Origin of the sequence: Finegoldia sp. (assembly GCF_046991905.1) — a bacterium.
Lineage (GTDB): Bacteria > Bacillota > Clostridia > Tissierellales > Peptoniphilaceae > Finegoldia.
The window spans coordinates 38,795-63,734 of sequence record NZ_JBKWZF010000008.1; the positions used below are offsets into that span (position 1 = coordinate 38,795).

General features: G+C 33.4%; 29 protein-coding genes, 1 tRNA gene and 1 other annotated feature. All 30 genes read left to right on the top strand.

Going from position 1 to position 24,940, the window contains the following annotated elements; all coding sequences use genetic code 11:
• The first annotated feature begins 15 nt into the window (after nt 1–15).
• The 30 genes from ACLUJM_RS05000 to ychF all read left to right on the top strand — a co-directional run bounded on the left by ACLUJM_RS05000 (nt 16) and on the right by ychF (nt 24,836).
• Nucleotides 16–101, top strand: a tRNA-Leu gene (locus tag ACLUJM_RS05000).
• Nucleotides 102–128: 27 nt separating this feature from the next.
• The gene (gene rsxC / locus ACLUJM_RS05005) at nt 129–1,457 is read left to right on the top strand and encodes an electron transport complex subunit RsxC (protein ID WP_294684813.1); all 1,329 of its coding nucleotides are present in this window, start codon (nt 129–131) and stop codon (nt 1,455–1,457) included.
• Between the two features lie 3 nt (nt 1,458–1,460).
• Nucleotides 1,461–2,432, top strand: a complete 972-nt coding sequence (locus tag ACLUJM_RS05010) for an RnfABCDGE type electron transport complex subunit D (protein ID WP_060790134.1) — start codon at nt 1,461–1,463, stop codon at nt 2,430–2,432.
• On the top strand, nt 2,429–3,001 hold the full coding sequence (locus tag ACLUJM_RS05015; RefSeq protein WP_294684812.1) for an FMN-binding protein: 573 nt from the start codon (nt 2,429–2,431) through the stop codon (nt 2,999–3,001). The genes ACLUJM_RS05010 and ACLUJM_RS05015 overlap by 4 nt, the downstream gene beginning before the upstream one ends.
• Before the next feature lie 10 nt (nt 3,002–3,011).
• Nucleotides 3,012–3,641, top strand: a complete 630-nt coding sequence (gene rsxE, locus ACLUJM_RS05020; protein WP_094203292.1) for an electron transport complex subunit RsxE — start codon at nt 3,012–3,014, stop codon at nt 3,639–3,641.
• Nucleotides 3,641–4,222, top strand: coding sequence for an electron transport complex protein RnfA (locus tag ACLUJM_RS05025; protein WP_094203293.1), 582 nt, complete (start codon nt 3,641–3,643; stop codon nt 4,220–4,222). Before rsxE ends, ACLUJM_RS05025 begins: the two co-directional genes overlap by 1 nt.
• A gap of 10 nt (nt 4,223–4,232) precedes the next feature.
• Entirely contained in the window at nt 4,233–5,084 is an 852-nt protein-coding gene (locus tag ACLUJM_RS05030) for an RnfABCDGE type electron transport complex subunit B (RefSeq protein ID WP_412412351.1), read from the top strand.
• 187 nt (nt 5,085–5,271) lie between these two features.
• Nucleotides 5,272–5,946: a DUF969 domain-containing protein gene (locus ACLUJM_RS05035; RefSeq protein WP_412412352.1), complete on the top strand. Its 675-nt coding sequence runs from the start codon at nt 5,272–5,274 to the stop codon at nt 5,944–5,946.
• A complete protein-coding gene (locus tag ACLUJM_RS05040) occupies nt 5,939–6,925 on the top strand; it encodes a 5-oxoproline transporter, DUF979 family subunit (protein WP_316525103.1) in 987 nt (328 codons plus the stop codon). Before ACLUJM_RS05035 ends, ACLUJM_RS05040 begins: the two co-directional genes overlap by 8 nt.
• Before the next feature lie 10 nt (nt 6,926–6,935).
• Nucleotides 6,936–7,577 carry a pyroglutamyl-peptidase I gene (gene pcp / locus ACLUJM_RS05045; protein WP_412412353.1) on the top strand — a complete coding sequence of 214 codons (642 nt, stop codon included), beginning with the start codon at nt 6,936–6,938 and terminating at the stop codon, nt 7,575–7,577.
• Nucleotides 7,578–7,741: 164 nt separating this feature from the next.
• Nucleotides 7,742–8,119 carry a NusG domain II-containing protein gene (locus ACLUJM_RS05050; protein WP_412412354.1) on the top strand — a complete coding sequence of 126 codons (378 nt, stop codon included), beginning with the start codon at nt 7,742–7,744 and terminating at the stop codon, nt 8,117–8,119.
• Nucleotides 8,119–8,631: a Gx transporter family protein gene (locus ACLUJM_RS05055; RefSeq protein ID WP_002838819.1), complete on the top strand. Its 513-nt coding sequence runs from the start codon at nt 8,119–8,121 to the stop codon at nt 8,629–8,631. Before ACLUJM_RS05050 ends, ACLUJM_RS05055 begins: the two co-directional genes overlap by 1 nt.
• Nucleotides 8,632–8,633: 2 nt before the next feature.
• Nucleotides 8,634–9,305 (top strand): RadC family protein, encoded by a 672-nt coding sequence (gene radC, locus ACLUJM_RS05060; protein WP_002838846.1) that lies wholly within the window; start codon nt 8,634–8,636, stop codon nt 9,303–9,305.
• Nucleotides 9,306–10,301, top strand: coding sequence for a rod shape-determining protein (locus ACLUJM_RS05065; RefSeq protein ID WP_412412355.1), 996 nt, complete (start codon nt 9,306–9,308; stop codon nt 10,299–10,301).
• Nucleotides 10,302–11,156, top strand: coding sequence for a rod shape-determining protein MreC (gene mreC / locus ACLUJM_RS05070; RefSeq protein ID WP_412412356.1), 855 nt, complete (start codon nt 10,302–10,304; stop codon nt 11,154–11,156).
• Nucleotides 11,157–11,648, top strand: a complete 492-nt coding sequence (gene mreD / locus ACLUJM_RS05075; protein ID WP_412412357.1) for a rod shape-determining protein MreD — start codon at nt 11,157–11,159, stop codon at nt 11,646–11,648. It abuts the gene before it with no gap.
• A gap of 8 nt (nt 11,649–11,656) precedes the next feature.
• Nucleotides 11,657–14,983, top strand: coding sequence for a penicillin-binding transpeptidase domain-containing protein (locus ACLUJM_RS05080; RefSeq protein ID WP_412412358.1), 3,327 nt, complete (start codon nt 11,657–11,659; stop codon nt 14,981–14,983).
• Nucleotides 14,964–15,560, top strand: a complete 597-nt coding sequence (locus tag ACLUJM_RS05085) for a cell division inhibitor (protein ID WP_412412359.1) — start codon at nt 14,964–14,966, stop codon at nt 15,558–15,560. Before ACLUJM_RS05080 ends, ACLUJM_RS05085 begins: the two co-directional genes overlap by 20 nt.
• Nucleotides 15,557–16,561, top strand: coding sequence for a ribonuclease E/G (locus ACLUJM_RS05090; RefSeq protein WP_412412360.1), 1,005 nt, complete (start codon nt 15,557–15,559; stop codon nt 16,559–16,561). The genes ACLUJM_RS05085 and ACLUJM_RS05090 overlap by 4 nt, the downstream gene beginning before the upstream one ends.
• Nucleotides 16,562–16,581: 20 nt before the next feature.
• Nucleotides 16,582–16,654, top strand: a sequence feature (ribosomal protein L21 leader region).
• Between the two features lie 12 nt (nt 16,655–16,666).
• Nucleotides 16,667–16,975 carry a 50S ribosomal protein L21 gene (gene rplU, locus ACLUJM_RS05095; RefSeq protein ID WP_316513028.1) on the top strand — a complete coding sequence of 103 codons (309 nt, stop codon included), beginning with the start codon at nt 16,667–16,669 and terminating at the stop codon, nt 16,973–16,975.
• Nucleotides 16,975–17,316: a ribosomal-processing cysteine protease Prp gene (locus tag ACLUJM_RS05100; protein ID WP_316513026.1), complete on the top strand. Its 342-nt coding sequence runs from the start codon at nt 16,975–16,977 to the stop codon at nt 17,314–17,316. Before rplU ends, ACLUJM_RS05100 begins: the two co-directional genes overlap by 1 nt.
• Nucleotides 17,317–17,318: 2 nt before the next feature.
• Complete coding sequence (gene rpmA / locus ACLUJM_RS05105) at nt 17,319–17,603, top strand: 50S ribosomal protein L27 (protein WP_412412376.1); 285 nt, start codon at nt 17,319–17,321, stop codon at nt 17,601–17,603.
• A 126-nt stretch (nt 17,604–17,729) separates the two neighbouring features.
• Nucleotides 17,730–18,995: a GTPase ObgE gene (gene obgE, locus ACLUJM_RS05110; RefSeq protein WP_412412361.1), complete on the top strand. Its 1,266-nt coding sequence runs from the start codon at nt 17,730–17,732 to the stop codon at nt 18,993–18,995.
• Between the two features lie 8 nt (nt 18,996–19,003).
• The gene (locus ACLUJM_RS05115) at nt 19,004–19,294 is read left to right on the top strand and encodes a YhbY family RNA-binding protein (protein WP_294684793.1); all 291 of its coding nucleotides are present in this window, start codon (nt 19,004–19,006) and stop codon (nt 19,292–19,294) included.
• Entirely contained in the window at nt 19,287–19,886 is a 600-nt protein-coding gene (nadD, locus tag ACLUJM_RS05120) for a nicotinate-nucleotide adenylyltransferase (RefSeq protein ID WP_412412362.1), read from the top strand. Before ACLUJM_RS05115 ends, nadD begins: the two co-directional genes overlap by 8 nt.
• The gene (gene yqeK / locus ACLUJM_RS05125) at nt 19,876–20,451 is read left to right on the top strand and encodes a bis(5'-nucleosyl)-tetraphosphatase (symmetrical) YqeK (RefSeq protein WP_294684791.1); all 576 of its coding nucleotides are present in this window, start codon (nt 19,876–19,878) and stop codon (nt 20,449–20,451) included. Before nadD ends, yqeK begins: the two co-directional genes overlap by 11 nt.
• The gene (rsfS, locus tag ACLUJM_RS05130) at nt 20,452–20,754 is read left to right on the top strand and encodes a ribosome silencing factor (RefSeq protein WP_412412363.1); all 303 of its coding nucleotides are present in this window, start codon (nt 20,452–20,454) and stop codon (nt 20,752–20,754) included.
• Nucleotides 20,755–20,763: 9 nt separating this feature from the next.
• The gene (locus tag ACLUJM_RS05135) at nt 20,764–21,132 is read left to right on the top strand and encodes a RidA family protein (protein WP_294684790.1); all 369 of its coding nucleotides are present in this window, start codon (nt 20,764–20,766) and stop codon (nt 21,130–21,132) included.
• A 164-nt stretch (nt 21,133–21,296) separates the two neighbouring features.
• The gene (locus ACLUJM_RS05140) at nt 21,297–23,642 is read left to right on the top strand and encodes a cell wall-binding repeat-containing protein (RefSeq protein ID WP_412412364.1); all 2,346 of its coding nucleotides are present in this window, start codon (nt 21,297–21,299) and stop codon (nt 23,640–23,642) included.
• 96 nt (nt 23,643–23,738) lie between these two features.
• Complete coding sequence (gene ychF, locus ACLUJM_RS05145) at nt 23,739–24,836, top strand: redox-regulated ATPase YchF (RefSeq protein ID WP_294684788.1); 1,098 nt, start codon at nt 23,739–23,741, stop codon at nt 24,834–24,836.
• Nucleotides 24,837–24,940 lie beyond the last annotated feature (104 nt).

The window sequence follows — 24,940 nt, forward strand, 5'->3', positions numbered from 1 at the left end:
TTAGGTCTTTACCATGCAGGGGTGGTGGAATGGTAGACACGCTGTCTTGAGGGGGCAGTGGGAGCAATCCCGTAAGAGTTCAAGTCTCTTTCTCTGCACCATTTTTATTTTATTAAAGGGGTGAAAAAATGAGTTTAGAAAATCTGACTTTTAAAGGCGGATTTCACATGGATGATCATAAATCCTATACTCAAAATTGTCCTTTAGATACAAATTTTGAACCAAAAATGGTTTATATCCCATTGCATCAACATATTGGTGCGCCTTGTACACCTATTGTAAAAGTAGGAGATGAGGTTAAAGTTGGTCAAAAAATTGGTGAATCTAAAGCGACTATCTCAGCACCTGTTCACAGTTCAGTTAGTGGAAAGGTTGTTAAGATTGAGCAAATGGTATTATCAAATGGTCAAAAAGGTGAAGTCGTAGTAATCGAATCAGACGGTTTAAACGAATTAGGATACACTGAAACAAATGATGATTTTACACAATTATCAAAAGAAGTTATCCTAGAAAGAATAAAAGAAGCTGGTATAGTAGGTTTGGGTGGAGCAGGATTCCCTACTCACATTAAGATGAAGAAAAAACCTGATGTAAAAATCGAGGAAGTAATCTTGAACGGGGCTGAATGTGAACCTTATTTAACTAGTGACCAACTTAATATGGAATTATATCCTCAAAAAGCAATTGGTGGATTGAAAATTATCATGAAATTAATGGATTGCGATAAAGGATACATAGGAGTTGAGGATAACAAACAAAAGGCTATTGGAATATTGAAAAATGCCGCTAAGGATGAAAAAAATATTTCAATTTGCTCTGTTAAAACTAAATATCCACAAGGGGATGAAAGAAGACTTATCAACTCAATTACTGGTAAGAAAATTTCAAAAGCTCAAAGATCGAACGAAAGAGGAGTTCAAGGACTTAATATTTCAAGTGCTATGGCTATTTACGATGCTGTAGTTCACAGTATTCCTTTGACTCACAGAATTGTAACTATGACAGGTTCAGCTATTAAAGAACCTAAAAACATTTACGTTCCAGTAGGTACTAAATTCAAGGATTTAGTAGATTATTGTGACGGTTTCAAGGAAACTCCATTTAAGATTATCGTTGGTGGTCCTATGATGGGTGCTTGCCAATACAATTTGGATGCTCCAACTGTTAAAACTACAGGCGGAATAATTTGCATGAATGAAAAAGATGCAACACTTGCTGCTCCAGAACCTTGCATTAAATGTGCTAAGTGTGTGGATGTATGTCCAATCGGCTTGTTGCCATTGTTCTTGCAATTAAAATCATTGAATGGTGATTTTGAAGGAGCAGAAAAAATACATTTGAATGATTGTATAGAATGTGGTACTTGCAGCTATGTTTGTCCATCTAACAGACCATTAGTTGAAGCAATTGTACACGCAAAGACTCAATTAAAAGCACAACAAAGGAAAAGGGGATAGTCTATGGAAAATAAAGAAATTATACAAAAAGAATACGACTTATCTCATTTAATCGTAGAAGCTGCTCCTCATCAAAGAAGTGCAGTATCTATTCAAAGAATTATGCTTGATGTTATCATCGCTTTAATTCCTGCTTTGATAGTGAGTGTTTACGAATTCGGAATGAGAAGTTTAGTTTTGGTATTATCAGCAGTTATAGCTTGTGTATTATCAGAATATTGTTATCAAAAAATAATGAAACAACCTTCTACAATTAGCGATTTATCAGCTGTTGTAACAGGTATGCTTTTGGCTTACAACGTTCCAGTTACTTTGCCAATTCCAATGATTGTTATAGGATCGGTATTTTCAATCATAATTGTAAAACAATTATTTGGAGGAATTGGTTCAAACTTCATGAACCCTGCATTAGCAGGACGTGCTTTCTTGATGGCAAGTTGGGCACAAGCAATGAGTAACTACACTGCTCCACTAACACAAAAAGCAGTGGACGCTGAAAGTTATGCGACAGTTTTATCAGGTGGTCAACCAGTTGGTTTTATGAATGCCATCATAGGACACATGGGTGGTACAATCGGGGAAGTAAGTGCAATAGCATTACTTATCGGTGTAGCTTATCTATTATACAGAAGAGTAATCAATCTTAGAATTCCATTAGTTTATATCGCAACAACATTTGTTACATTACTTATTTGCGGCGTAGGAATTCAAGACGCTTGTATGAACATATTTATTGGTGGTTTAATCTTGGGAGCATTCTACATGGCTACAGATTATTCAACTAGTCCAGTTACTCCAAAAGGACAAATTATATTTGCAATTGGTTGTGGTTTCTTTACAGCTATCATAAGACAATTTGGTAACCTTCCAGAAGGTGTATCTTATGCGATAATCTTCATGAACTGTGCAGTACCATTTATCGATCAATATACAGTTCCAACACCAATTGGTAGAGGAGGTAAACAAGGAATATGAGAAGTTCAATAAATTTAGCTATTAGATTGTTTATAATCACAGCAATTAGTGCGGTAGTACTTGCATTTGCAAACCAAGTTACTGAACCAATAATAGAAGCTAAGAGATTAGAAAATTATCAAAAATCTTTAAAAGTAGCTTTTCCTGAAGCGGAATCTTTTAAACCACTTGATGAAGCAAAAATTAAAGATTTAAAAGCAAAAGACGAAAACTTAGATGACGTACAAGAAGCTATCAAAGGTGGAAAACCTGTAGGTCATGTATACAAAGCAATTGGAGCTGGTGGATATTCAGGAAATGTTGTTTTCGTAGTTGGTGTAGACAATAAAAACAAAATCGTTGGATATTCAATTCTTGAATCACAAGAAACTCCAGGAATCGGAAGTAGAATTGGAGATCCTGAATTCGTAAATTCAGTTATTGGAAAATCTATGGAAAAAGAATTATCAGCTGTTAAAAAACCTGAAGCTGACAACGAAATTCAAGCTCTAAGTGGTGCAACATACTCCACTACAGCAGCCAAAAACGCATTGAACGTATCTCAAAAAGCTAATGCGGGATTAAAATAGGAGGGAAATTATGGAAAAAGGTAAAGCGGCTAAAGTTTTCAAAAGCAGCATTATTAAGAACAACCCAGTTTTAATCCAATTGGTAGGTTTGTGTTCTGTACTTGGTGTATCAACATCAGTAGAAAACGCAATTGGTATGGCTGCGGCGTTCACATTCGTTTTGATTTGTTCAAACATAGTAATATCATTACTTAGAAATTTTATTCCGGATAAAGTTAGAATTCCGGCATATATCGTTGTAATCGCAACATTCGTAACATTAGTTTCAATGATGCTTCAAGCATTTGTTCCAGCACTATACAGTTCTTTGGGAGCATTCGTTCCTCTAATCGTAGTAAACTGTATAATCTTAGCTAGAGCCGAATCTTTCGCATCTAAAAATGGTGTATTCTTATCATTGTTAGATGGTATCTCAAATGGTTTGGGATATGGTGTTGTAATCGTATTGGTTGCATTCATCAGAGAGTTATTAGGTTCTGGTAAAATCTTAGGAAAACTTGTAATAGGAAATATTCCTCCAATTGGTATCATGTCAGCAGCTCCAGGAGCATTCATGGTACTTGGAATATTGTTAGCTACTTACAATTATTTCTTATCAAAACAAGAAAGAAAGAAGAACAATATGAGAGGTGAAGACTAATGTTAGCGAGTATATTTAAAATAATAGTTCTTTATTTATTAGTAAACAACTACGTATTTGGTCAATTCTTAGGGCTTTGTCCATTAATAGGTGTTTCTTCTAAAACAGAAACAGCTATTGGTATGGGTATGGCAGTATTCTTCGTTATCACAATAGCGTCTGTCGTAACTTATGTTCTACAAATCCAAATACTTGAAAGATTTCACATTGAATACTTACAAACAATAGTGTTCATACTGGTTATTGCAACATTGGTACAATTCGTAGAAATGGCATTGAAGAAAATGAGTCCAAACTTGTACTCAGCACTTGGTGTGTTCTTGCCTCTTATAACTACAAACTGTATAGTATTGGGTGTTGCATTAGCAAACGTAAAAGAAAAATACAACTTAATTGAAACATTAGCAAGTGCTATTGGTGCTTCACTAGGTTTCATTTTAGCGATAACTTTATTAGCTGCAATCAGAGAAAGAATCGCATTGAATAAAAATATTCCTGAAAGTTTTAAAGGTGTACCAATCGCATTTATTACTATTGGATTAATGGCGATGACATTCTTCGGATTCGGCGGATTGGTATAGGAGGTAATAAATGACAATTTTAACTCCATTTATAATCTTAGGAGCACTAGGAATTTTATTTGCATTGCTTTTGGGCTATGCATCTAAAAAATTCGAAGTTCAAGTTGATAGAAGAGTACTTAAAGTAAGAGAAATGTTACCTGGCGCAAACTGTGGTGCATGTGGATTTCCAGGATGTGACGGACTTGCAGATGCTATCGTAAACAAAGGAGCACCTTGTAATTCATGTCCAGTTGGTGGAAAAGAAACTGCCGACAAATTAGCAGCATTTATGGGAGCTGATGCAGTGGATTCTGCAAAGCAAGTTGCTTGTGTAATGTGCCAAGGAACACCAGAATACGCTACTGAAAAATTCAAATACAAAGGTATTATGGATTGTAGAGTTAACCACAATCTTCAAGGTGGAAGCAAAACTTGTCCAGACGGATGTTTGGGTTGCGGAACTTGTGTAGATGTGTGTGACTTCGATGCAATTCACATTGTAAATGGCATTGCATTAGTAAATAAAGAAAAATGTACATCTTGTAAAAAATGTATTGAAATCTGTCCTAGAAATATTATTAAACTTGTTGACTACGATCAAGACGTTTATGTAAGATGTAACAGTCACGATAAAGGTAAAGATGTAAGACAATACTGTAAAGTTGGATGTATTTCTTGCGGAATTTGTGCTAAAATGTGTCCAGATGGATTCAGCGTTGAAGATAACTTAGCACACTTCAATAACGCTGAAGGATTGGATCCTGAACAAGTTCAAAAAGCAGTAGACAAATGTCCTACAAAAGCTATTTATCCAGGACTTAAAATAAAAGAAGAACAAGCTAAAGCAAAAGCTCAAGAAGCTCCTGCTAAAGAAGCTTAATATTTTACAGACCGTAAAGTTTACGGTCTGTTTTTTTTGAGATTAATTATCATAAATTTAACGAATAAAAACAATGCAACAATAAAATTAAAAATAAAATTTGATAAAAAGTTTAAAATGAAAAAGTATCGGGTATAATTCTAAGAAGCTAAAATCTATTTGGCTAATAAAAATTAAGGAGCAAAGTATGGGAGAATATTTAGTTTTCATAGGAATATTAATTATTGTCGTTGGATTCGCACTAAAACTAGATGTTTTGGGAATAGTTCTCTTGGCAGGTCTTGCTACAGGTCTTGCAGGAGGTCTTGGATTAACAGGCACTTTGAAAATTATGGGAGAAGGATTTGTAAATAATAGACTGATGAGTTTGTTCTTGATTTCATTCCCTGTTATCGCGATTATGGAACGACACGGACTTAAGGAAAAAGCTAGAGATTTTATTTCCAAGTTCAAAATGGCTAGTGCAGGTTCTGTTTTGTGGATTTACTTGTTCATTAGATGGATAGCTGCTGCGTTTTCTTTAAGACTTGGTGGACACGTTCAATTTATACGTCCATTGATTTTACCAATGGCAGAAGGTGCTGCAAGAAAAAAAGTTGATTTGACAGAAGTAAGACTTGATGAGTTAAAGGGTTTAGCTGCTGCTGTTGAAAACTACGGAAACTTCTACGGACAAAATATATTTCCATTGGCATCTGGTGTACTTTTGATGCAAACTACATTAAAAGATGCAGGATTTCCATTGGAAACTGCAGAAATAGCAAAATGGTCTATATTTGCAGGGGTTAGTATGTTGATTATTGCACTTATACAATGTGCTGTTTTTGAAATGAAACTTAGAAAGGATATAAAAAATGTTTGATTTTTTTGTAGATAATCAGGTTGTTCTTGATGAGATAGCATACATCTTATGTGGAATTATCTGCATAATGACTGGTATCCGTGCAAGATTCAACAAGGAAGCAAAGATAGGTACAATGCTTTTCTGGATATTATTGGGAGTATTATTTGCTGGGGGAGGATTCTTGGTTAGAAATGTAGAATCCGGTGGAATAATTGTAGGTGTTATACTTTTATTATTGGGAGTATTATCAATTGCAAATCAAATCAAACCAGCAGAATTTAAGGAATTAACTGAAGAAGAGAGAATGAAAAATGCTGAAAAAGTTGGAGGCAAGATTTTTATTCCAGCTTTAGTAATGGGAATTAGTGCGATGTTATTATCGCAATTGAAATCTTTTAAGATTCCATTGAAAAACACTGATGGAATATTCTCATTGTCAGCTGCACAAGTTCTTACTATTTCATCATTATTGGCTTTAATTATTGCGATAATAATCGCAAAACCAAAAGCAAAAGAAACAGCTGAGGACACTACTAAAATGTTGATGCAAGTTGGATCTTCATCATTACTACCACAATTATTAGGTGGTTTGGGAGTTATATTTGCATCTGCAGGGGTAGGTAAGCTAATAGGTAGCTTGGCTGCTGGAATTGTAGGAGATGCAGGAGTATTTGCAGCTGCTGTTGCATATATTGTTGGAATGGTTGTATTTACGATGATAATGGGTAATGCATTCGCTGCATTTACTGTTATTACTCTAGGAATTGGTGTTCCACTTTTGATGGCAAAAGGAGCAAATCCTGCTGTTGTAGCATCACTTGGTATGACTGCTGGATACTGCGGTACTTTAATTACACCAATGGCAGCAAACTTCAACATAGTTCCTGCTGCAATCTTAGAGATGAAAGATAAAAACGGAGTTATTAAGGCGCAACTTCCAGTCGCTTTAGCTCTTGTAGTTGTTCATGTTGTATTATTAATGATATTAGCATTTTAGGAGGTAATTTATGAAAATTTTAGTTTCAGGTTTTGATCCATTTGGTGGAGAAAAAATCAACCCTGCCATTGAATCAGTTAAGTTATTGCCTGATACAATTAAAGGAAATGAAATAATCAAAATAGAAATTCCTACAGTTATTGGGAAAAGTGTAGACAAATTAAAAGAAAAAATCGCAGAAGTTAAACCAGATGTTGTAATATCAGTCGGACAAGCTGGTGGACGTGAAGACATCACTGTAGAAAGAGTTGCAATCAATGTTGATGATTGTAGAATTAAAGATAACGAAGGAAACCAACCAATCGATGAAAAAATCGCCGAAGATGGTCCTGATGCATATTTGTTGACTCTACCAATAAAAGCAATGGTTGAAAACATAAAATCAGCAAACATTCCAGCATCTGTATCAAACACTGCAGGAACATTCATCTGTAACCACGTTGCATATGGAATGGCTCATTTAAGAGCTACTGAATATCCAAACATGAGAACTGGATTTATTCACATTCCATTTTTGCCGGAACAAGTTTTAAATAAACCACACACTGCTTCAATGAATTTGGATACAATTGCAAAAGCGTTGGAAAAAGCAATTGAAGCTGTAATAGACAATGATGAAGACATCAAAGTTACTGGTGGAAAAACTCATTAAAATATAATCTGATTTAAAATCATAAATAGTTTAAATTGAAGAACTTCGAAACATTTAAAGTTTCGAGGTTCTTTTTTATTTGCAAATGAATTTTCATTTTCGTTTAATCTTGAAAAGATACACGATAAAATGATAAACTATAAGGTAGTTTAAAGGAGAATTTTATGACTAAATACGATAAAATTTTGATTGGATTTTTGTTGTGTTTTTCGGCTGTTTTATTTGTGATTTTAAATTATAATAACGTAAATGCACAAGATAAATACGTTTCAATTCAAGTGAATGGAAAAGAAATCAAACAAATTACACTTCCAATCGATCATTATGATTATAAAATTGATAATAAATACGGTCACAACGTTGTTCATATAAATGGATACAGTGTTGCAATTACTGAATCCGATTGTCCGGACAAGTTGTGTATGCTAAAAGGAAAGATAGATAAACCAGGGGATGTTATTGTTTGTTTGCCGAACAAATTAGTTGTAGAAATTAAGGCTAACAAGCAAAACAAAGATGATATTGATGTGGTGAATTATTGATGAAAAGATTACATATTCCTATTTTAACGGCAGTTGCATTGGTTGTAAGCTTGATTGAGTCAATGATTCCACTTCCAATCGTAATGCCTGGAGCAAAACTTGGGCTCAGCAACATTGTAATATTGACATGTTTAATTGTTTTTGGATTTAGAGATTCTCTTGTAATAGGAATCCTAAAATCATTTTTATTAATGCTAATTACAGGGGCGGTTATAAGCTTTTTCTATTCGTTGGCAGGAGCTGTAAGTTCACTTGTTGTGATGTATTTGGTCAACAAATATTTGAGAAAATATTTTTCGTTGATTGGTGTTAGCTTGTTTGGAGCTTTTATCCATAACCTATCGCAAGTATTGGTGTGTGCAGTTATGTTGAACAATCTTAGAATTTTGGTTTATTTGCCAATTTTGGTGTTTTTGAGTATATTTACAGGTGTATTTGTTGGACTTACTTCAAATTACCTAACAAATGCACTTTCCAAGCAAAAAAATTATTTGTTTAATAACAGGAGATAACAATGAGAGTTAAGGAAATGAATGAGTCCCTAAGACCCAGAGAAAAAATGAAAATCAACGGTATTTCTTCGATGAGCGACGAAGAATTAATGCAAATCATCTTGAAGACTGGAATCAAAGAAGAAGGAGTGGAAATTCTCTCCAAAAGAGTTATTGATTACATTAACGAAAATGATTACAAGGATTTGTGCGTTGAAGAATTGATGAAAATAAAGGGAATTGGGATGGCAAAGGCTACATCAATCTTGGCTGGAATCGAGATAGGAAGAAGACTTGCATTGAGAAAAGCCATGGATAGTTTCAGTCTGAACGATCCTGATAGCGTTGCAGAAATTTTTTGTAACGAGATTGGAAGCTGCGATGTGGAAAACTTCTACGCACTTCTTCTCGATACGAAAAACAGAATAATTTCCAAAGAACTTATCAGCAAAGGTACTATCAATCAATCTATTGTTCATCCAAGAGAAGTTTTCAAATCTGCCATTAAAAAGGGAGCGAATTCGATTATTTTGGTACATAATCATCCTTCAGGTTCCCTTATTCCATCAAATGCGGATATTGAAGTGACAAAAAGGTTGGACAAGGTGGGAGATTTGGTAGGAATACAAGTGTTAGATCATATTATCGTTAGTTCAAACGATAGTTTGAGTATGAGGAAAGGAATGTATTTTTAAATGAAATTATTTAAATTTCAAGAAGAAGGTTTGGGAATTGATTTGGGAACTTCTAATTCCATTATTTCCGATGAAAATGGGAAAATAATAATCAATGAACCTAGCGTTGTTGCTATAGATATAAATAATTATGATATTGTCGCTGTGGGAACTGAAGCGAAAAGTATGATTGGCAAAACTCCAGACAATATCGTAGCAATCAGTCCGATTGAAAACGGAGTTATAGCTGATTTTGAATCCACTGTTAGCATGCTTTCGTATTTTATTAAAAAAGCGAGACCAAATTTTTCGGTTTTCCAACCGGAAGTTTGTGTATCGGTGTCTGCATCTTTGACAGATGTTGAAAGAAGAAGCGTGGAAGATTTGGCGTTAAATGCTGGAGCGAGAAGTGTAAAATTGGTTGAAGAAAACATCGCATCTCTAAAAGGATTGGGTGTTGATGTGGAAGAGCCAACGGGACACATTATTTTAAATATTGGTGCGGGAACAATTGAAGCTTCCGTGATTAGTTTAGGTGGAATTGTGACAAGTTACTGCATCAAAAGCGGTGGAGAAGATATTGACCAAGAAATAAAACAAATTTTGAAGAAGAAATTTGGAGTTAATATTGGAATTTCGACGGCAGAAGCGATTAAGTTTAAGATTGCGACATTGAATTCTGACAGGGAAAATAACACGATGATTGTCGGGGGAACTGATGTGATATCGACGATGCCAAAATCTGTTGAGATTAGGGCGAAGGATATTACGCCTGCAATTGTGCCGATAGCAGACATGTGCATCGAAGCTTTGAGAAAAGTTTTGGAGAAAACTCCGCCAGATATTGCAAACGACATTATCGCTGAAGGAATCTACATTGTTGGTGGAGTAAGCCTTATCGACTACATTCACGAATATATTACAAATGTTTTGGGAATCAAGGTATTGAAAGTGGAATCCGCGTTAGATTGCACGGGAATTGGAATTGGCAAATTCTTAAAGAAGGGAGACAAATAATTGGCTAAGTTTGGATATAATAAAAAGCTTAGAAAACAAGTTTTTTTCTTCGTAGTGACATTGTCTCTCATATTAACGATTACAATATCGAACCACAATAAAAGCTACATGTCTATCGGAGAAAACGCGATAGGAACAGTGATTACTCCCGTAAACAAAGTGTTTTATGTAATAGGTTCCAAATTCAAAGAGTCGGTTCACTATATTTTTGGAACAAAAAAAATGCGTGAAGATAATCAAAGATTAATTGTAGAAAATGCAAAACTACGAAAAAACGTAGATAATTTGAACAAAGTTATAAGTGACAAGAGATATTTGCAAGAAGAATACGAACTTTTGAGTAAAGATAGAACAATAAAAACAAAAGCTTTCATAACAGGAAAAGATCCGGGAAATATTTTTACAAGATTTAGTATAGATAAAGGTTCCATGGACAAAATAAAAAAAGGTGACATCGTGATTGAGGCTGTGTCCTCAAATGATGGAATCGAAAAAGGTTTGGTTGGAGTTGTAACAGAAGTTGGACTTAACCACAGCAAAGTGGACACTATTATGAACAGCGGAAACAATGTTGGATTTAGGCTTGCAAAAAGCGAAGACGTTGGGATTTTGAACGAAAAAGAAAAAGATATTCTCAAAGGATATATGTACGATTCTAATGCCGATGTAAAAGTTGGAGATGTTTTGACAACATCAGGACTTGGAGGAGTGTATCCAAGAGACATCAAAATCGGAGAAGTGACAGAAGTTATTAAAACAAAGGATAATTTCACTAAAATTGTCAAATGTAAATCCCAAATCAACTTCAACAATATGTACCGCGTTCTTATAGTTGATGGACAAGGAGTGAATTAGATGAACAAATTAAAAATATTTTTGATAGTTTTGTTGGACATCGTAATCCAAGCTACACTTCTTTCCAGAATTTCTGTGTTCAACGTGTACACGAATATTTCCATACCGATAGTTGTGTTGCTATCCATTGGATTTGGCGCATACACAGGCTCATTAAACGGCATGATAATTGGGCTAATTGAAGATGCGATATTCAGCCCAGTTATTGGAGTGAGAGCATTGATTTATTTTACATCGGGATTTTTGATTGGAAATAGCGAAGCTGGGATTAACAAAGAAGACCCAAGAAGTGGTATGATACTAACATTTTTTGCGACTTTGTATTACACTCTTGTTCATTATTTCGTACTCTACATTACAGGAAATGGATTCAATAAAGCTTATTTAAAAGGACCGATTTTAATTGAAATGATTTTAAATGTTCTATTGTCTTATGTTTTGTTCAAATTGTTCAAAAAGATATTTAAATTTCCAAAATTTAAGTTTATTTGAGGTACACAATGAAGAAATTTGACAATAAATTTTTGAAAAAACTCGAAAAATACGACAGATATACGATAATTATTGTGATATTGGCTGTGATGATGACTATACTAACTTTGAAATTAATGCATTTGACATTGATTAGGGGTAATTATTACAGAGATATCGCAAAAAACAACCGACTTAGAGAAATCAAAATCCCTGCTCCAAGGGGAAATATTTACGATAGAAATGGAGAATTATTAGCTACAACAAAAAATGTGTACGTAGCGAATTTGTACAAAGACCAAATCAAACAGATGAAAATAGACGACAGCAATGATTGTTTGTTGAATTTGTCTAGAATTTTGGAAAAAGATGGGTCGATGAATACGGAAGAATTTCCAATAGCACTTAATGATTTTACTTATAGAAATACAGACGATTATTTGAAAGAAGACAAATCTCCTGTGGATAAGGTAGCAACCATTGTTATGGAAAAAAACATCATGCAAGGTTTAATCGACAAGACTTATACACAAGAAACCAACCAAGGAATTTACAAGAAAACAGTCTTCGATTATTGTTTGAATGCACTTCGTTCAAAAGGTTTAGCACTGAAACTGGACCGCAAGGATAAAACGAAGTTTGATGTAAATGACAAGGAAACCGTAAAATTATTAAAAAAACACGGATTAAAAGAAACTACAGATGTCAATGCTGCGATTTCTACAATAATTCAAAAAGACAAATCGATTATTAGAAAACTTTTGAATGACAGTGTAATAAGGTCGATGGTTTACAAAGAACTGGAAAATAATAATCTTCAAGGCAATATCGTTCTAAAAGATATGGAACTTAAAGATAACCAAAAACTTTTAGAGAAAAAAGTTGAAATGATGAAGCTATCCAGTAAAATTGATTTTAAAACAGAAGCTGCAGATGATTTTGTCAATATCGTAAAAGATAACACGATGATTGAGCTTTTGAAAAAAGTTGATGTAGAAGATGGTAAAACGACAGTTGTGTTGGAAAAAGCACTCAATTTATTGAAGAAAAATGGTATTAATTCAAATGTTGAGTTCAGTTTGAATGAAAAAGACAAACAAAACCCAAAAGTCACAGCTAAGTTTAAAACAGAAAGCAAAAAATCGACAGACCCATACAAACACGTCGCAGATTTGTTGAATTCTAATAATTTATCGTTTAAGTTCATAACAGATGATGAAATTAAACTTATAGCTCAAACAGTAAACACAGAAAATAACATCAATCCTTCAATCAGTGTTAATGATTGGAAGTACATTTATCAAAAAAACATGGAAGACTTTTTCAAAAGTTATAATAAGGAAATAAATTCAGATGTTAAACTTCTTTACGAAGAAATTTTGAAGAAAAACAAATGTGAAAAGTTTTCGAAATACGATGCGTATAACATTGTAAGTATTTACAATCAATTAAAAAACAAAGGACAAAAAGGTTATGAGCCAATTGCTCTTAGCTACAATTTGACGGAAGAATCTGTAAGTAGTATTGAAGAAAGATTTGGGAAAAACCAAGGTATCGAAGTGGCTACAAGGCCTGTTAGATATTATCCAAATGGCGAAGAATTAAGCCATGTTTTAGGATATATCGGTAAGATTTCTACTGAAAAAGAAATCGAAAAATACGTCAAACAAAAAGGCTACAGCAAGGATGCTTTGATAGGAAAAACTGGAATTGAAGAAAGCAAAGAGGACGCTTTAAAAGGACAAGATGGTTCGTTGAGAGTTATGGTCGACAGCAAAGGAAACAGAACCGAAACTTTGTCTGAGAAAAAAGCAATTCCTGGAGACAATGTTTATTTGAGTATTGATACCAATGTTCAACGAAAAGCTGAAGAATCTTTGAAAAAATCAATCAAAGCTGTAAGCACAGGTGGAAATTATGAATCTGAATGGGGCGACAAAGCTTTGGCAGGATATAAAAATGCAAAAAGTGGAGCAGCGGTGGCAGTAGATGTTGAGACTGGAGAAATTCTTGCGATGGCATCATTCCCATCCTACAATCCAAATTTATTTTCAACGGGGATTTCACAAACTGATTGGGAAAGTTTACAAGCAGAAAATCCAAAAGACCCAATCTCTCCAAGACCTTTGTACAATATTCCTATGCAAGCAGCGATGCAACCTGGTTCGATTTTCAAACTGAACACTTCACTTACAGCATTAGAGGGAGGATTTGATCCTTATCACGAAATAAAATGCGGTGGATATGTCGATGTAGGTGGTTCGATTTTCGGTTGCTGGATATGGAATGAACACAAAGGAACTCACGGAAATGAAAATGTAATGAAAGCTCTTAGAGACAGCTGTAACTACTATTATTATTCATTAGCGTTAGGTAAAGATCAAAGACGAGGAATAGATTTGGGATACCAATTGAGCATTGATGATTTGGTAAGTACTGCAAGAAAGCTAGGACTTGGAAGTAAAACTGGAATTGATATCAACATTCCAACTGAAAATGCTGGAACAGTTCCAGATCCATTGATAAAAGAAAATAACTTCAAGACTGTATTCAGAAGATTTTTGGAAAAAAATGCAGACAAATACGTCAAAGAAGGAGAAGTGTTCACAGCTAAAGAAATGAAATCTAAAATCGACCAAATAATGTTGCTTGCCGATGACAAAGAACTTCAAACTAGAAACAACATCATAAAGACATTAGACTGTTTGGGATTTGATGCAGAAAAGAAATTAGATGGAGAGAGAAATTCATTTGCTGATAAGATAAAATTCGATTATTTAAGTCAGTCTAAGTGGAACATCGGAGATATGCTAAACGTAGTTATTGGTCAAGGACAAAACGCATATACTCCATTGCAAATGGCAAGATACATATCGGCTTTTGCAAACAATGGATATTTGAACAAATTATCACTTGTGAACGAAGTAAAATCGAATGATAATTCGACATCGCTTTTTAAAAACGAAAAGAAAAGTGAAAGAATTAAATTGAAAAACTACGAAAATTTGGAATATATCAGAAAAGGACTTCATTTGTCTACGACTGAAGGATACGAAAAGAACACCTTCAAAAATTTCCCTGTTTCTGCAGGTGTAAAAACGGGAACGGCACAAGTAGGTGTGAATCCAGTTACTGGAGAAACTTATGACAACCATGCGTGGATGATAGGATTTGCTCCAGTTGAAAATCCTAAAGTTGCAGTGGTTACAGTTATTATGCAAGGTGGAACGAGCACGAACAACGGACCTATGACTAGAGATATCATGGCAGAAGCGTTGAAATTAAAACACGAAAAAGATAAAGAACAAGAAAATACTGAGAGTGAGAATGATATGTATGAAAACAGTACTCGTTAATTCACAATTACAAAAAAAGGCTTTGTTGGTACAAAGCCTTTGTAATTTATTAGACGGAAAAATATTAATAATAAATTCAGAACAATCGAGAGACATTGAATATGCACTAGGAGTTGAAGACTACTGTGTGTATGACACATTAGATGTGTTAAATAAAATAGTAGATTACAAAAAAGCAATGGTCAAAATCAAAGATGATAAATACATCATCCCAGCAACAATAAAACCAGACAAGTATTCTCCTACTAAGACAGATTACGAAGATTTGTTAAATCAAGTAGATGAATTTGATATTGTGGTATTTACTGAAGATATCAAGATTGATTTTGATGAAGAAATAATGTGGGGAGATGGGAGAAAATCCCTTGCTACAAAACTATATCAAATTACAGATTCCTCAACAAAAAGAAAACAAGAATACAAATTCATCGGGAAGTTAGAATTTACGAAAGAATATGAGAAGAAAATCAACTCTTATTCTGAAGATGTAGATGAAAAATTAAAAGAGATAATCGACAATTACAAACAAAACAAAGAAGCGAAAATAGGACTACTAGATAGGATATTTAACAGATGAAATACCTATTTATAGATAAAAACACATGGGGATACTACGACGATGAGCTGAAATTATTGGGAGATTATAATAGTGAACTTGGGAACATTTATGTTGCCAAAATCACAAAATACGACAAAAAGCTTGATGCGTTCTTCATAGAATACGACAAGAAAAAAACAGGGTTTCTCAATAACACAAAATTTACAAATAATTTAAAGCCATCAGATGAAATACTCGTTCAAATGACAAAAGAGTCGATAGATGACAAATATCCCAAGTTTACAACGAAAATTACGATTGAAACCGAAAATTTGGAATATATACAAAGCGATAAATTGATTTTTGAAGGAAAACAAAAATTCAAAGATATCGATGATTTCAAACAAAAATACGAATTCACAGGAATCGTAAAGGAAAATTTTTTCAAACAAGAAGAAACATTTCAAGACAAAGAAATGAATTTTATCATTAACAAATTAAAATACATCGACAAAGAAAAGAATTTTCTTCCTATTCCGAAACTTTTATACAGAAATAATCCAGTGGATAAAATTATCCAAAAAGAAAATGTGGATTATTTGATAACCAATGATAAAATAGTTTATAGGCAATACAAGGAAATATTAAATGTAAAATTTGATGAAAATTACGATTATATCTATGATAATTTGATAAGTCGTGATATAATAGATAAAAATTCAGATACAATAAAACTGGAAAATAACGCAGAGATTGTCATTCAAAAAACTGAGGCGATGTGGGTTGTAGATGTGAATTCAGCTCAAATGGTTATGAATGAGGATTATTTTCATGAATTAAACACAAAAGCATTGAAGAAAATCCACCAAATGATTTATTTAAAGAAGATGGTGGGGATGGTTATTGTGGATTGCGTCAGAGAAAAGGACAACGAAAAGTTATCAGATTTTATTGCAAATGAATTTTTGGAGCCGAATATAAAATTTCACGGATTTAGCAATTTAAATCTATTAGAATTCACAGTAAAACTTGACAATTAAGTAAAATTACTGTACAATTATTTGGTGTGTAACCGCTCGAATCGGGTTTTCAAACTTCAAAAGTACCTTGATTTGGCGAGTCTTAAAAATGAGGAGGTGCACTAAATGTTCGCAATTATTAAAACTGGTGGAAAACAATACAAAGTTTCTGAAGGAGATGTCATTAAAGTTGAAAAAATCGAAGCTCAATCAGGAGATAAAATCGAATTTGATCAAGTATTAATGGTAGCAGGAGACGATGTTAAAGTTGGAAGCCCTGTAGTAGAAGGAGCTAAGGTTTCAGCAGAAGTTTTGGATCAAAAGAAAGACAAAAAAGTTGTTATCTACAAATTCAAAGCTAAGAAAAACTACAGAAAGAAAAAAGGTCACAGACAACCATATACATTAGTTAAAATCGAAAAAATTGATGCTTAATGGTAACTGTCGATATTTTTAGAAAAGACAAAAAAATTGTAAAAGTCAATTCATCTGGTCATGCTGATCATGGATCCTATGGAAATGATGTTGTATGCAGTGCTATCAGTGTGTATCTGATAAATACTGTGAACACATTCACTGAAATACTTAAGCTTGACTGTGATAAGGTTCAATTTCATTTTGAAAGCGGAGATGCTTTCTTTGAAATTAACTACGACTTACTAAATGAGACTGAAATGATTCAGGTGGATATATTGATGAAATCATTAGTATTCGCGCTGGAATCAATACGAAACGAAAATATAAAACACTTGAAAATTAACTATCGGGAGGTGTAATGATGATAAAATTAGATTTACAATTATTCTCTAGTAAAAAGGGAGTAAGTTCTACTAAGAACGGTCGTGATTCCGAATCCAAAAGATTAGGAACTAAAAAAGGTGACGGCCAATTCGTTCTAGCTGGTAACATCTTAGTTAGACAAAGAGGAACAAAAATACATCCAGGCAACAACGTTGGAAAGGGTGGAGACGATACACTTTTCACTAAAATTGACGGAGTAGTTAAGTTCGAAAGAATTGGTAAAAACAGAAAGCAAGTTTCTGTATATCCAAAAGAAGCTTAATTTTTTAGCAACACCTTTGGTATGATTATAAACCGGATTTCCTTTTTATAATCATCGGGTGTTGCTTTTTTAGTGGAAAATAATGTAAACTTACAAGTATAGTGAGCATTAATAAAGAGGTGAAAAATGTTTATAGATGTAGCGAAAATAGAACTTAAGGCTGGAAAAGGTGGAGACGGTTCTGTTGCATTTAGAAGAGAAAAATACGAACCATCAGGAGGCCCTGCAGGCGGCGACGGCGGAGATGGCGGTAGTATTATAATTGTCGGCGACAAAGACATCAAAACTTTGATGGATTATAGTTATCGATCCATTTATAAAGCAGAAAGTGGCGGCGACGGCAGAAACAAAAAACAATTTGGTAAAAAAGGTGAAGATTTAATACTTAAAGTTCCAGTTGGAACTTTGGTTAAAGATTACGATACAGATACGGTTATCTATGATGTAAAGCACGATAAGGAAGAATTTGTAGTTTGCAAAGGCGGAAAAGGAGGAAAAGGAAATGTTCATTTCAAATCATCTATAAGACAAGCTCCAAGATTTGCAGAGCCTGGAACAAAAGGTGAAGAAAAAACTATTAAATTAGAGTTGAAGCTTTTAGCAGATGTTGGATTAATTGGTCTTCCTAATGTAGGAAAATCTACACTTTTGTCGATAATGTCAAATGCAAGACCTAAGATTGCAAATTATCACTTTACAACACTTGAACCAAACCTTGGAGTGTGCAAAGTTGGAGAAAAAAGTTTCGTGCTTGCAGATATTCCTGGATTAATCGAAGGAGCAAGTGAAGGATTGGGTCTTGGACATGATTTTCTAAAACACATAGAAAGAACGAAAATTTTGGTTCATGTTTTGGATATTTCTGGAAGTGAAGGAAGAAATCCAATCGAAGATTTTGAACTTATCAATAGCGAATTATCTTCGTATAATATCAAATTGAACGACAAGAATATGCTCGTGGTTTTAAATAAAACTGATTTGGGAGCAGAAGATAATATAAAAGAATTTAGAGAAAAATACTCAGACAAAGTTGATGAAATCGTAGAAATAAGCGCAGCGACTACAGAAAATGTCGATAAACTTATGTATTTGATTGCAGATACTTTGGATAGTATTGAAGATGATTATTCTACATTGGATGAGCAATACGTTTACTTTGAAGAAGAAAAAGAACCTGATTTCAAAGTTAGAAGAGAAAACGAAAACTACATCGTGGAAGGTCCGTTGATTGAAAACTTAATTTACAGAACAAACTTTGAGGTGTACGAATCAGTAAATCACTTACAAAAAGTTTTGGAAGATAAAGGAGTTATTCAACAACTAAAAGATTTGGGAATTCAAGATGGAGACAATGTAATTATCGGCGATGTAGAATTTGATTTTTACGAATAGGAGATAATATGATAACACCAAAACAAAGAGCAAAATTAAAGAAGATTTCTCACGGTTATAAACCATTGGTAAACATCGGTAAAGGTGGAATTTCAGAAAATACTTTGAAACAAATCGATGATACTTTGAACAAAAGAGAAGTTATGAAGATAAAAATCCTTAACAATAATTTGGATGATAGAGATATGTTGATCGATGAAATATTGGCAAAACTTGACTGTGAGTTTGTTAGATATATGGGCAACATTCTAACAATTTACAGAGAATCTGAAAATAAGGTAATAGATTTAGATGATTAAAGTCGGAATAATGGGTGGGACTTTTGATCCCATTCATATTGGACATTTGATATTGGCTATGGAAGCTATTAATTACAAAAAACTGGATGAAGTGTGGTTTGTTCCTACAGGAAATCCAAATTTCAAGCAAGACAAAAAGGTAACAGACAAACTAACAAGATATGAAATGGTAAAACTTTCCACACAAGACAACGACAAGTTTAAAGTATGTGATTATGAAATAGAAAAAAGCGGTGTGACGTATTCATGGGAAACTATGAAATATTTCAGAGAAAACTACGAACATGATTTTTATTTCATAATGGGTGAGGATTCACTGATAAGTGTGGAAACTTGGGAGAATGCAGAAGATTTTTTGAAAAACACTAAGATTTTGGCTTGCATTAGAAGACAAGAAGAAAATTCCAAGCTAGATGAAAAAATTTCCGATTTAAAATCAAAGGGATATTTTGTGGAGAAAATTCCCACAAGTTTTATAGATATTTCTTCTACAAAAATCAGAGAAAAGGCAAAATCGAATCAGGATTTTAGGTACTTCATACCAGAAAAAGTTTATGAATACATTGTGAGAAACAAGTTATATGAAAGTTAAAGAAATAGAAAACAATTTGAGTAAAATGCTCAAAAAAACCAGATATGAACACGTTTTGAGAGTGAGGGATAAGGCTATTGAATTGGCAAAACTTCACGAGCTAGACGTTAAAAAAATAGAATTAGCAGCACTTCTTCACGACTGTGCAAAAAACAACGAAGAAATGTATTTGGATAAATACAACGAAGAATTTGAAAATCTTAGAAAGCTAAGGGCGAATAATCCGGATATGGAAAATCCTAAGTTATTGCACTGCTATTTGGGGAGAATTGTCGCAAACAAGGAATACGGTGTGAACGATGAAGAAATTTTGGATGCGATAGAGTTTCACACTACTGGAAGAATAAATATGACTGATTTTGAAAAGGTAATTTACTTGGCAGATAAGACTGAAGATATGAGAAATTACCACGGTGTAGATGAAATCAGAGAATTGTCCAAAATAAATTTGAATAAAGCAATTGTCAAATCACTAGATGATACGATAAAATATCTTATAGAAGGTGGAAGAGAAATATCTATCACTAGCGTAAAAGTTAGAAACAATTTATTGAAGGGAGTATAGATGACTGAATTAGAGTTAGTTCAAAAAGCAATAGACGATAAGATTGGGAAAGATATTGTAACTTTAAAATTAGATTCAGCTGTTGCAGATTATTTTGTTATTGCAACTGCTAACGCACCCAACCATGCACAATCAATAATTGATGAAGTTGAAAAGGTGTGCGATGAAAATAGTTTTGAGATTTTAGGAAAAGAAGGTTACAGCGAAGGTAACTGGATATTACTAGATCTTAATGATATTATAGTACATGTATTTACAGAAGAAGCACGTTCTTTCTACGACATAGAAAGATTGTGGAATTAGGAGGAAAGTATGAAATTTTTACATTCAGAAAAAGCACCTGCTGCAATTGGACCATATTCACAAGCAACATCTGCTAACAAAACAATTTATGTATCAGGACAACTTCCAATCGTAGATGGAGAATTACAAACTGATATAAAAAAGGCAACAAAAGCATCATTAGATAATATTTTACATATTATCGAAACTGAAGGCGGCAAAGTTGAAAACATAGCAAGAGTTGGCGTGTTCATGCAGGATTTATCACAATTTTCTGATATGAACGAAGTTTATGCAGAATTTTTTGGAGAACACAAACCAGCAAGAAGTGCAGTTCAAGTTGCAGCTCTTCCAAAAGGAGCAATAATCGAAATAGAAGCAATTGCTGAATTAGACTAAGAATTTTTCCTCTGAGTAAATTATACTCAGGGGATTTTTTTGTTTAAATCGTGTTAAATTGTTAAGAAATTTTATTAATTCGTTTTAATATCAACAATTATCAAAATTGATACCATTTTGTAACTTTTTATGATATTATGTATGTATATTAGGAGGTTGTATCTATGAAGAACTTAAAAGATATTGCTAAGGTATCGTTTGTTGCACTGTCTGTGTCATTAATGATCTCAACAGGATCTATGGCTCAAACAGAAAATGACAAGAAAGATGTAGAAAACGAGCTTAGTGCCAAATATACATCTATTAGCACACATAATCAAAGTAAGTTGACTAAGAAAGCTAAATTGGGATACGCTAACGTAGACAACTTACAAAACAAAGATAATGGAAATGATGAAGATTTAAAATCTATAGATTCAAATAATGATATTAAGGATACAAAAGATAGTAAAGAAGTTTCAAATTCTACAACTGATGTAAAGGTAGAATCTGATACAGAAGATTCATCTGACAAATTACAAGAAACAAAATCAGACGATAATGATGTGGAAAATGGCTTAAAAAATTCGCCTATAAAAGCCAAAGAATCCGTATCTAAGGAAAACACAGAAGAAATAGAACAAAATTCTGAAGAAAATAAAGCACAAGATGGAGAAGTAAAAGCGTTAAATTCTGCTGGGCAAATAATTCCTTATAGAATTGCAGGTCAAAACAGATACGAATCTGCTGCGCAAATTTCAAGAGAACAATTCACTAATGCTAAGAAGGTTATTGTTGTTAATGCACAAAAATACGCCGATGCATTGAGCGCTACGACTTTGTCTGATGGAAAATATTCTATCTTGTACACTGAAAATGACACACTTCCAACAGCTACAAGAAATGAAATTCAAAGACTTAACCCAATAGAAGTATATCTTCTTGGTGGAAAACAATCCATAAGCGATGGAATTGAAAATATATTGAAAAAATACGCAAATAAAGTTACAAGAATTGCTGGTAAAGACAGATATGAAACAAGCGCAAAGGTTGCAGCTATGAGTAATAAAAAGAACATCGTTATTGCAAGTGGTGAAAACTTCAGCGACCCACTTTACGCATCATCATACGCTTACTCCAACAATGCTAAGATTTTGTTGAGTTCTGGAAAAACTTTGTCCAGAGAAACTAGAGATTATTTGCTTAGAAATAAATCTAGAATTGGAAATGTGACAGTTGTTGGTGGTGATAAATCCATCTCGTCTGCTACAGTTAGATATATTCAATCAGTAACTGGAAAAAATGTCGGAAGAATTAGTGGAAGAAACAGATACGAAGGATCTGTAAAAGTTGCTAATTCTATGAACAAGAGCAAGGTGTTCATAGCAAGTGGTGAAGATTTTGCAGATGCATTGGCTATCAGTCCACTAGCTCAAAAGCTAAATGCACCGATTTTATTGAGTTCAAAAGGTAAATTAGACACAAGTGTTATTGCGTTCTTAAATAATTTCAAAAGTTCGATTAAAGATGTATTTATAGTTGGTGGATATAGAACTATAGACAACAATGTATACGCTACGGTTAAAAATGTCTTAGCAAAGTCAGTTAAAAAACCTGAAACAAAACCACAACCAAAACCACCTGTAGTTAAAGATCAATCAGATATTATTGAAGATAATAAAGCTATTGGTTTACATGATTTTGTTGTGGCAAAATATTCTACAAAGCTATACAATGCTGCAAATAGCTCTGCAAAATCAGTTAGAAACATAAACACTTCAACTGTAATGCAAGTTATAAATATTTTAAATAATGGATGGATGCAATTGGATATAAATGGATTTAAAGGGTATGCAAAAATTGATGATTTTGGAATGTTTAATCCTAACAAATACAGATTAGTATTTCAACAAGGAGCAGATATTTCCAAATTCAACGGCAATGTCAATATGAAACTAGCTAAGCAAAATGGAATGGATTTTGTAATATTAAAAGCTGGTTCTGGATACAGTGGTGAAGATCCAAAATTCCAACAAAACTACAGAAATGCAAAAGCAGCTGGATTAAATGTTGGAGCATATTGGTACTCTTATGCTATGAATGTCGAAGAAGCTAAGGAAGAAGCTGTAAGATACTTGAAGATATTGAAAAACAAGCAATTTGAATATCCAGTATATTTGGATTTTGAAGATTCTTCCCAACTCAGAATTCCATCTAAAACAAAAACAGATATGGCGATTGCATTTATGAGTATTCTCGAAAAGAATGGATACTACACAGGATTGTACAGCTCAGGATATTGGATTAACAACCAATTCGAAAAAAATAGATTGAAAGATTACGATATTTGGATTGCACATTGGCACGTTACAAGTCCTAACTGTTTCACACCAGATTATGGAATGTGGCAATTCACAAATAAATCAAAAATAAAAGGCGTTCCAGATACTGGAGAAGGCGGAGTAGATATGAACTATTCCTACAAAAACTATCCAAAGATTATCAAAAATGCCAAACTAAATAATTTTTAAATTAGAGCTCCGTAAAGAGCTCTTTTTTTAATGTGTATAATTTACAAAAAATATGGTATATGGTAAAATTTGAGTTAGTTAAAAGGAGTGAATGATATGAAATTAGGTATTGTGGGGCTTCCAAATGTAGGAAAGTCAACACTTTTTAATGCGATAACAAAAGCAGGTGCAGAAATGGCAAACTATCCATTCTGTACGATAGATCCTAACATCGGACTTGTTAATGTTCCTGATGAAAGAGTGTATAAATTAGCAGAACTTTTTAATTCCAAAAAAATTATTCCAGCAACTATTGAATTTTACGATATTGCAGGTCTTGTAAAAGGTGCAAGCAAGGGTGAAGGTTTAGGAAATAAGTTTTTGGAAAACATCAGGGAATCCGATGCGATTGTAGAAGTTCTAAGATGCTTTGAAGATGAAAATATAGTTCACGTTGATGGTTCAGTTGACCCACTTAGAGATATTGAAACTATAAATTACGAACTTATTTTATCCGATTTGGAAATGGTTGAAAGAAGATTAGAAAAATCCAGAAAAGCTTTGAAAGGTAATAAGGATTTGAAAGAAGAAGTAGATCTTCTTGAAAAAATCTACGACGTTTTATCAGAAGGAAAATCAATCAGAATTTTAGATTTGGATGAAGATGAAATGAAACTTATGAGAAGCTTCAATCTTTTGAGTGTAAAGCCAATAATTTACGTGTGCAATGTTAGTGAAGATGAAGTAGCAGATGCTTACGAAAACAACGAAATGGTTCAAAAAGTAAAAGATTTTGCCAAATCAGAAGATGCAAAAGTAGTTGTAATCTCTGCGCAAATTGAATCGGAAATTTCTGCGTTGGATAGCGAAGAAGACAAGAAGGAATTTTTGGAAGCAATTGGTCTTGAAAAATCAGGAATTGATGATTTGATTACACAAAGTTACGATTTGCTTGGACTTATGAGCTTCTTGACAACTGGTGAAGATGAAACTCGTGCATGGACTATCAAGAAAAATACTCCTGCAGTACAAGCAGCTGGTAAAATCCACACAGATATTCAAAGAGGATTCATCAGAGCAGAAATCGTAAATTACGATGATTTGATCGAATTAAAATCTATGCCTGCAGTCAGAGAAAAAGGTCTTATGAGATTGGAAGGCAAAGACTACTTGATGCAAGATGGAGATGTAGTTCATTTTAGATTTAATGTTTAGAATTTCGATTAAAATTGAATTAAAAACAAAAAACATTTTTCAAACTAGGTATTAATTTACCTAGTTTTTTGTTAGCCATTTGCTTTTTGTCCTCCTTTATAGTA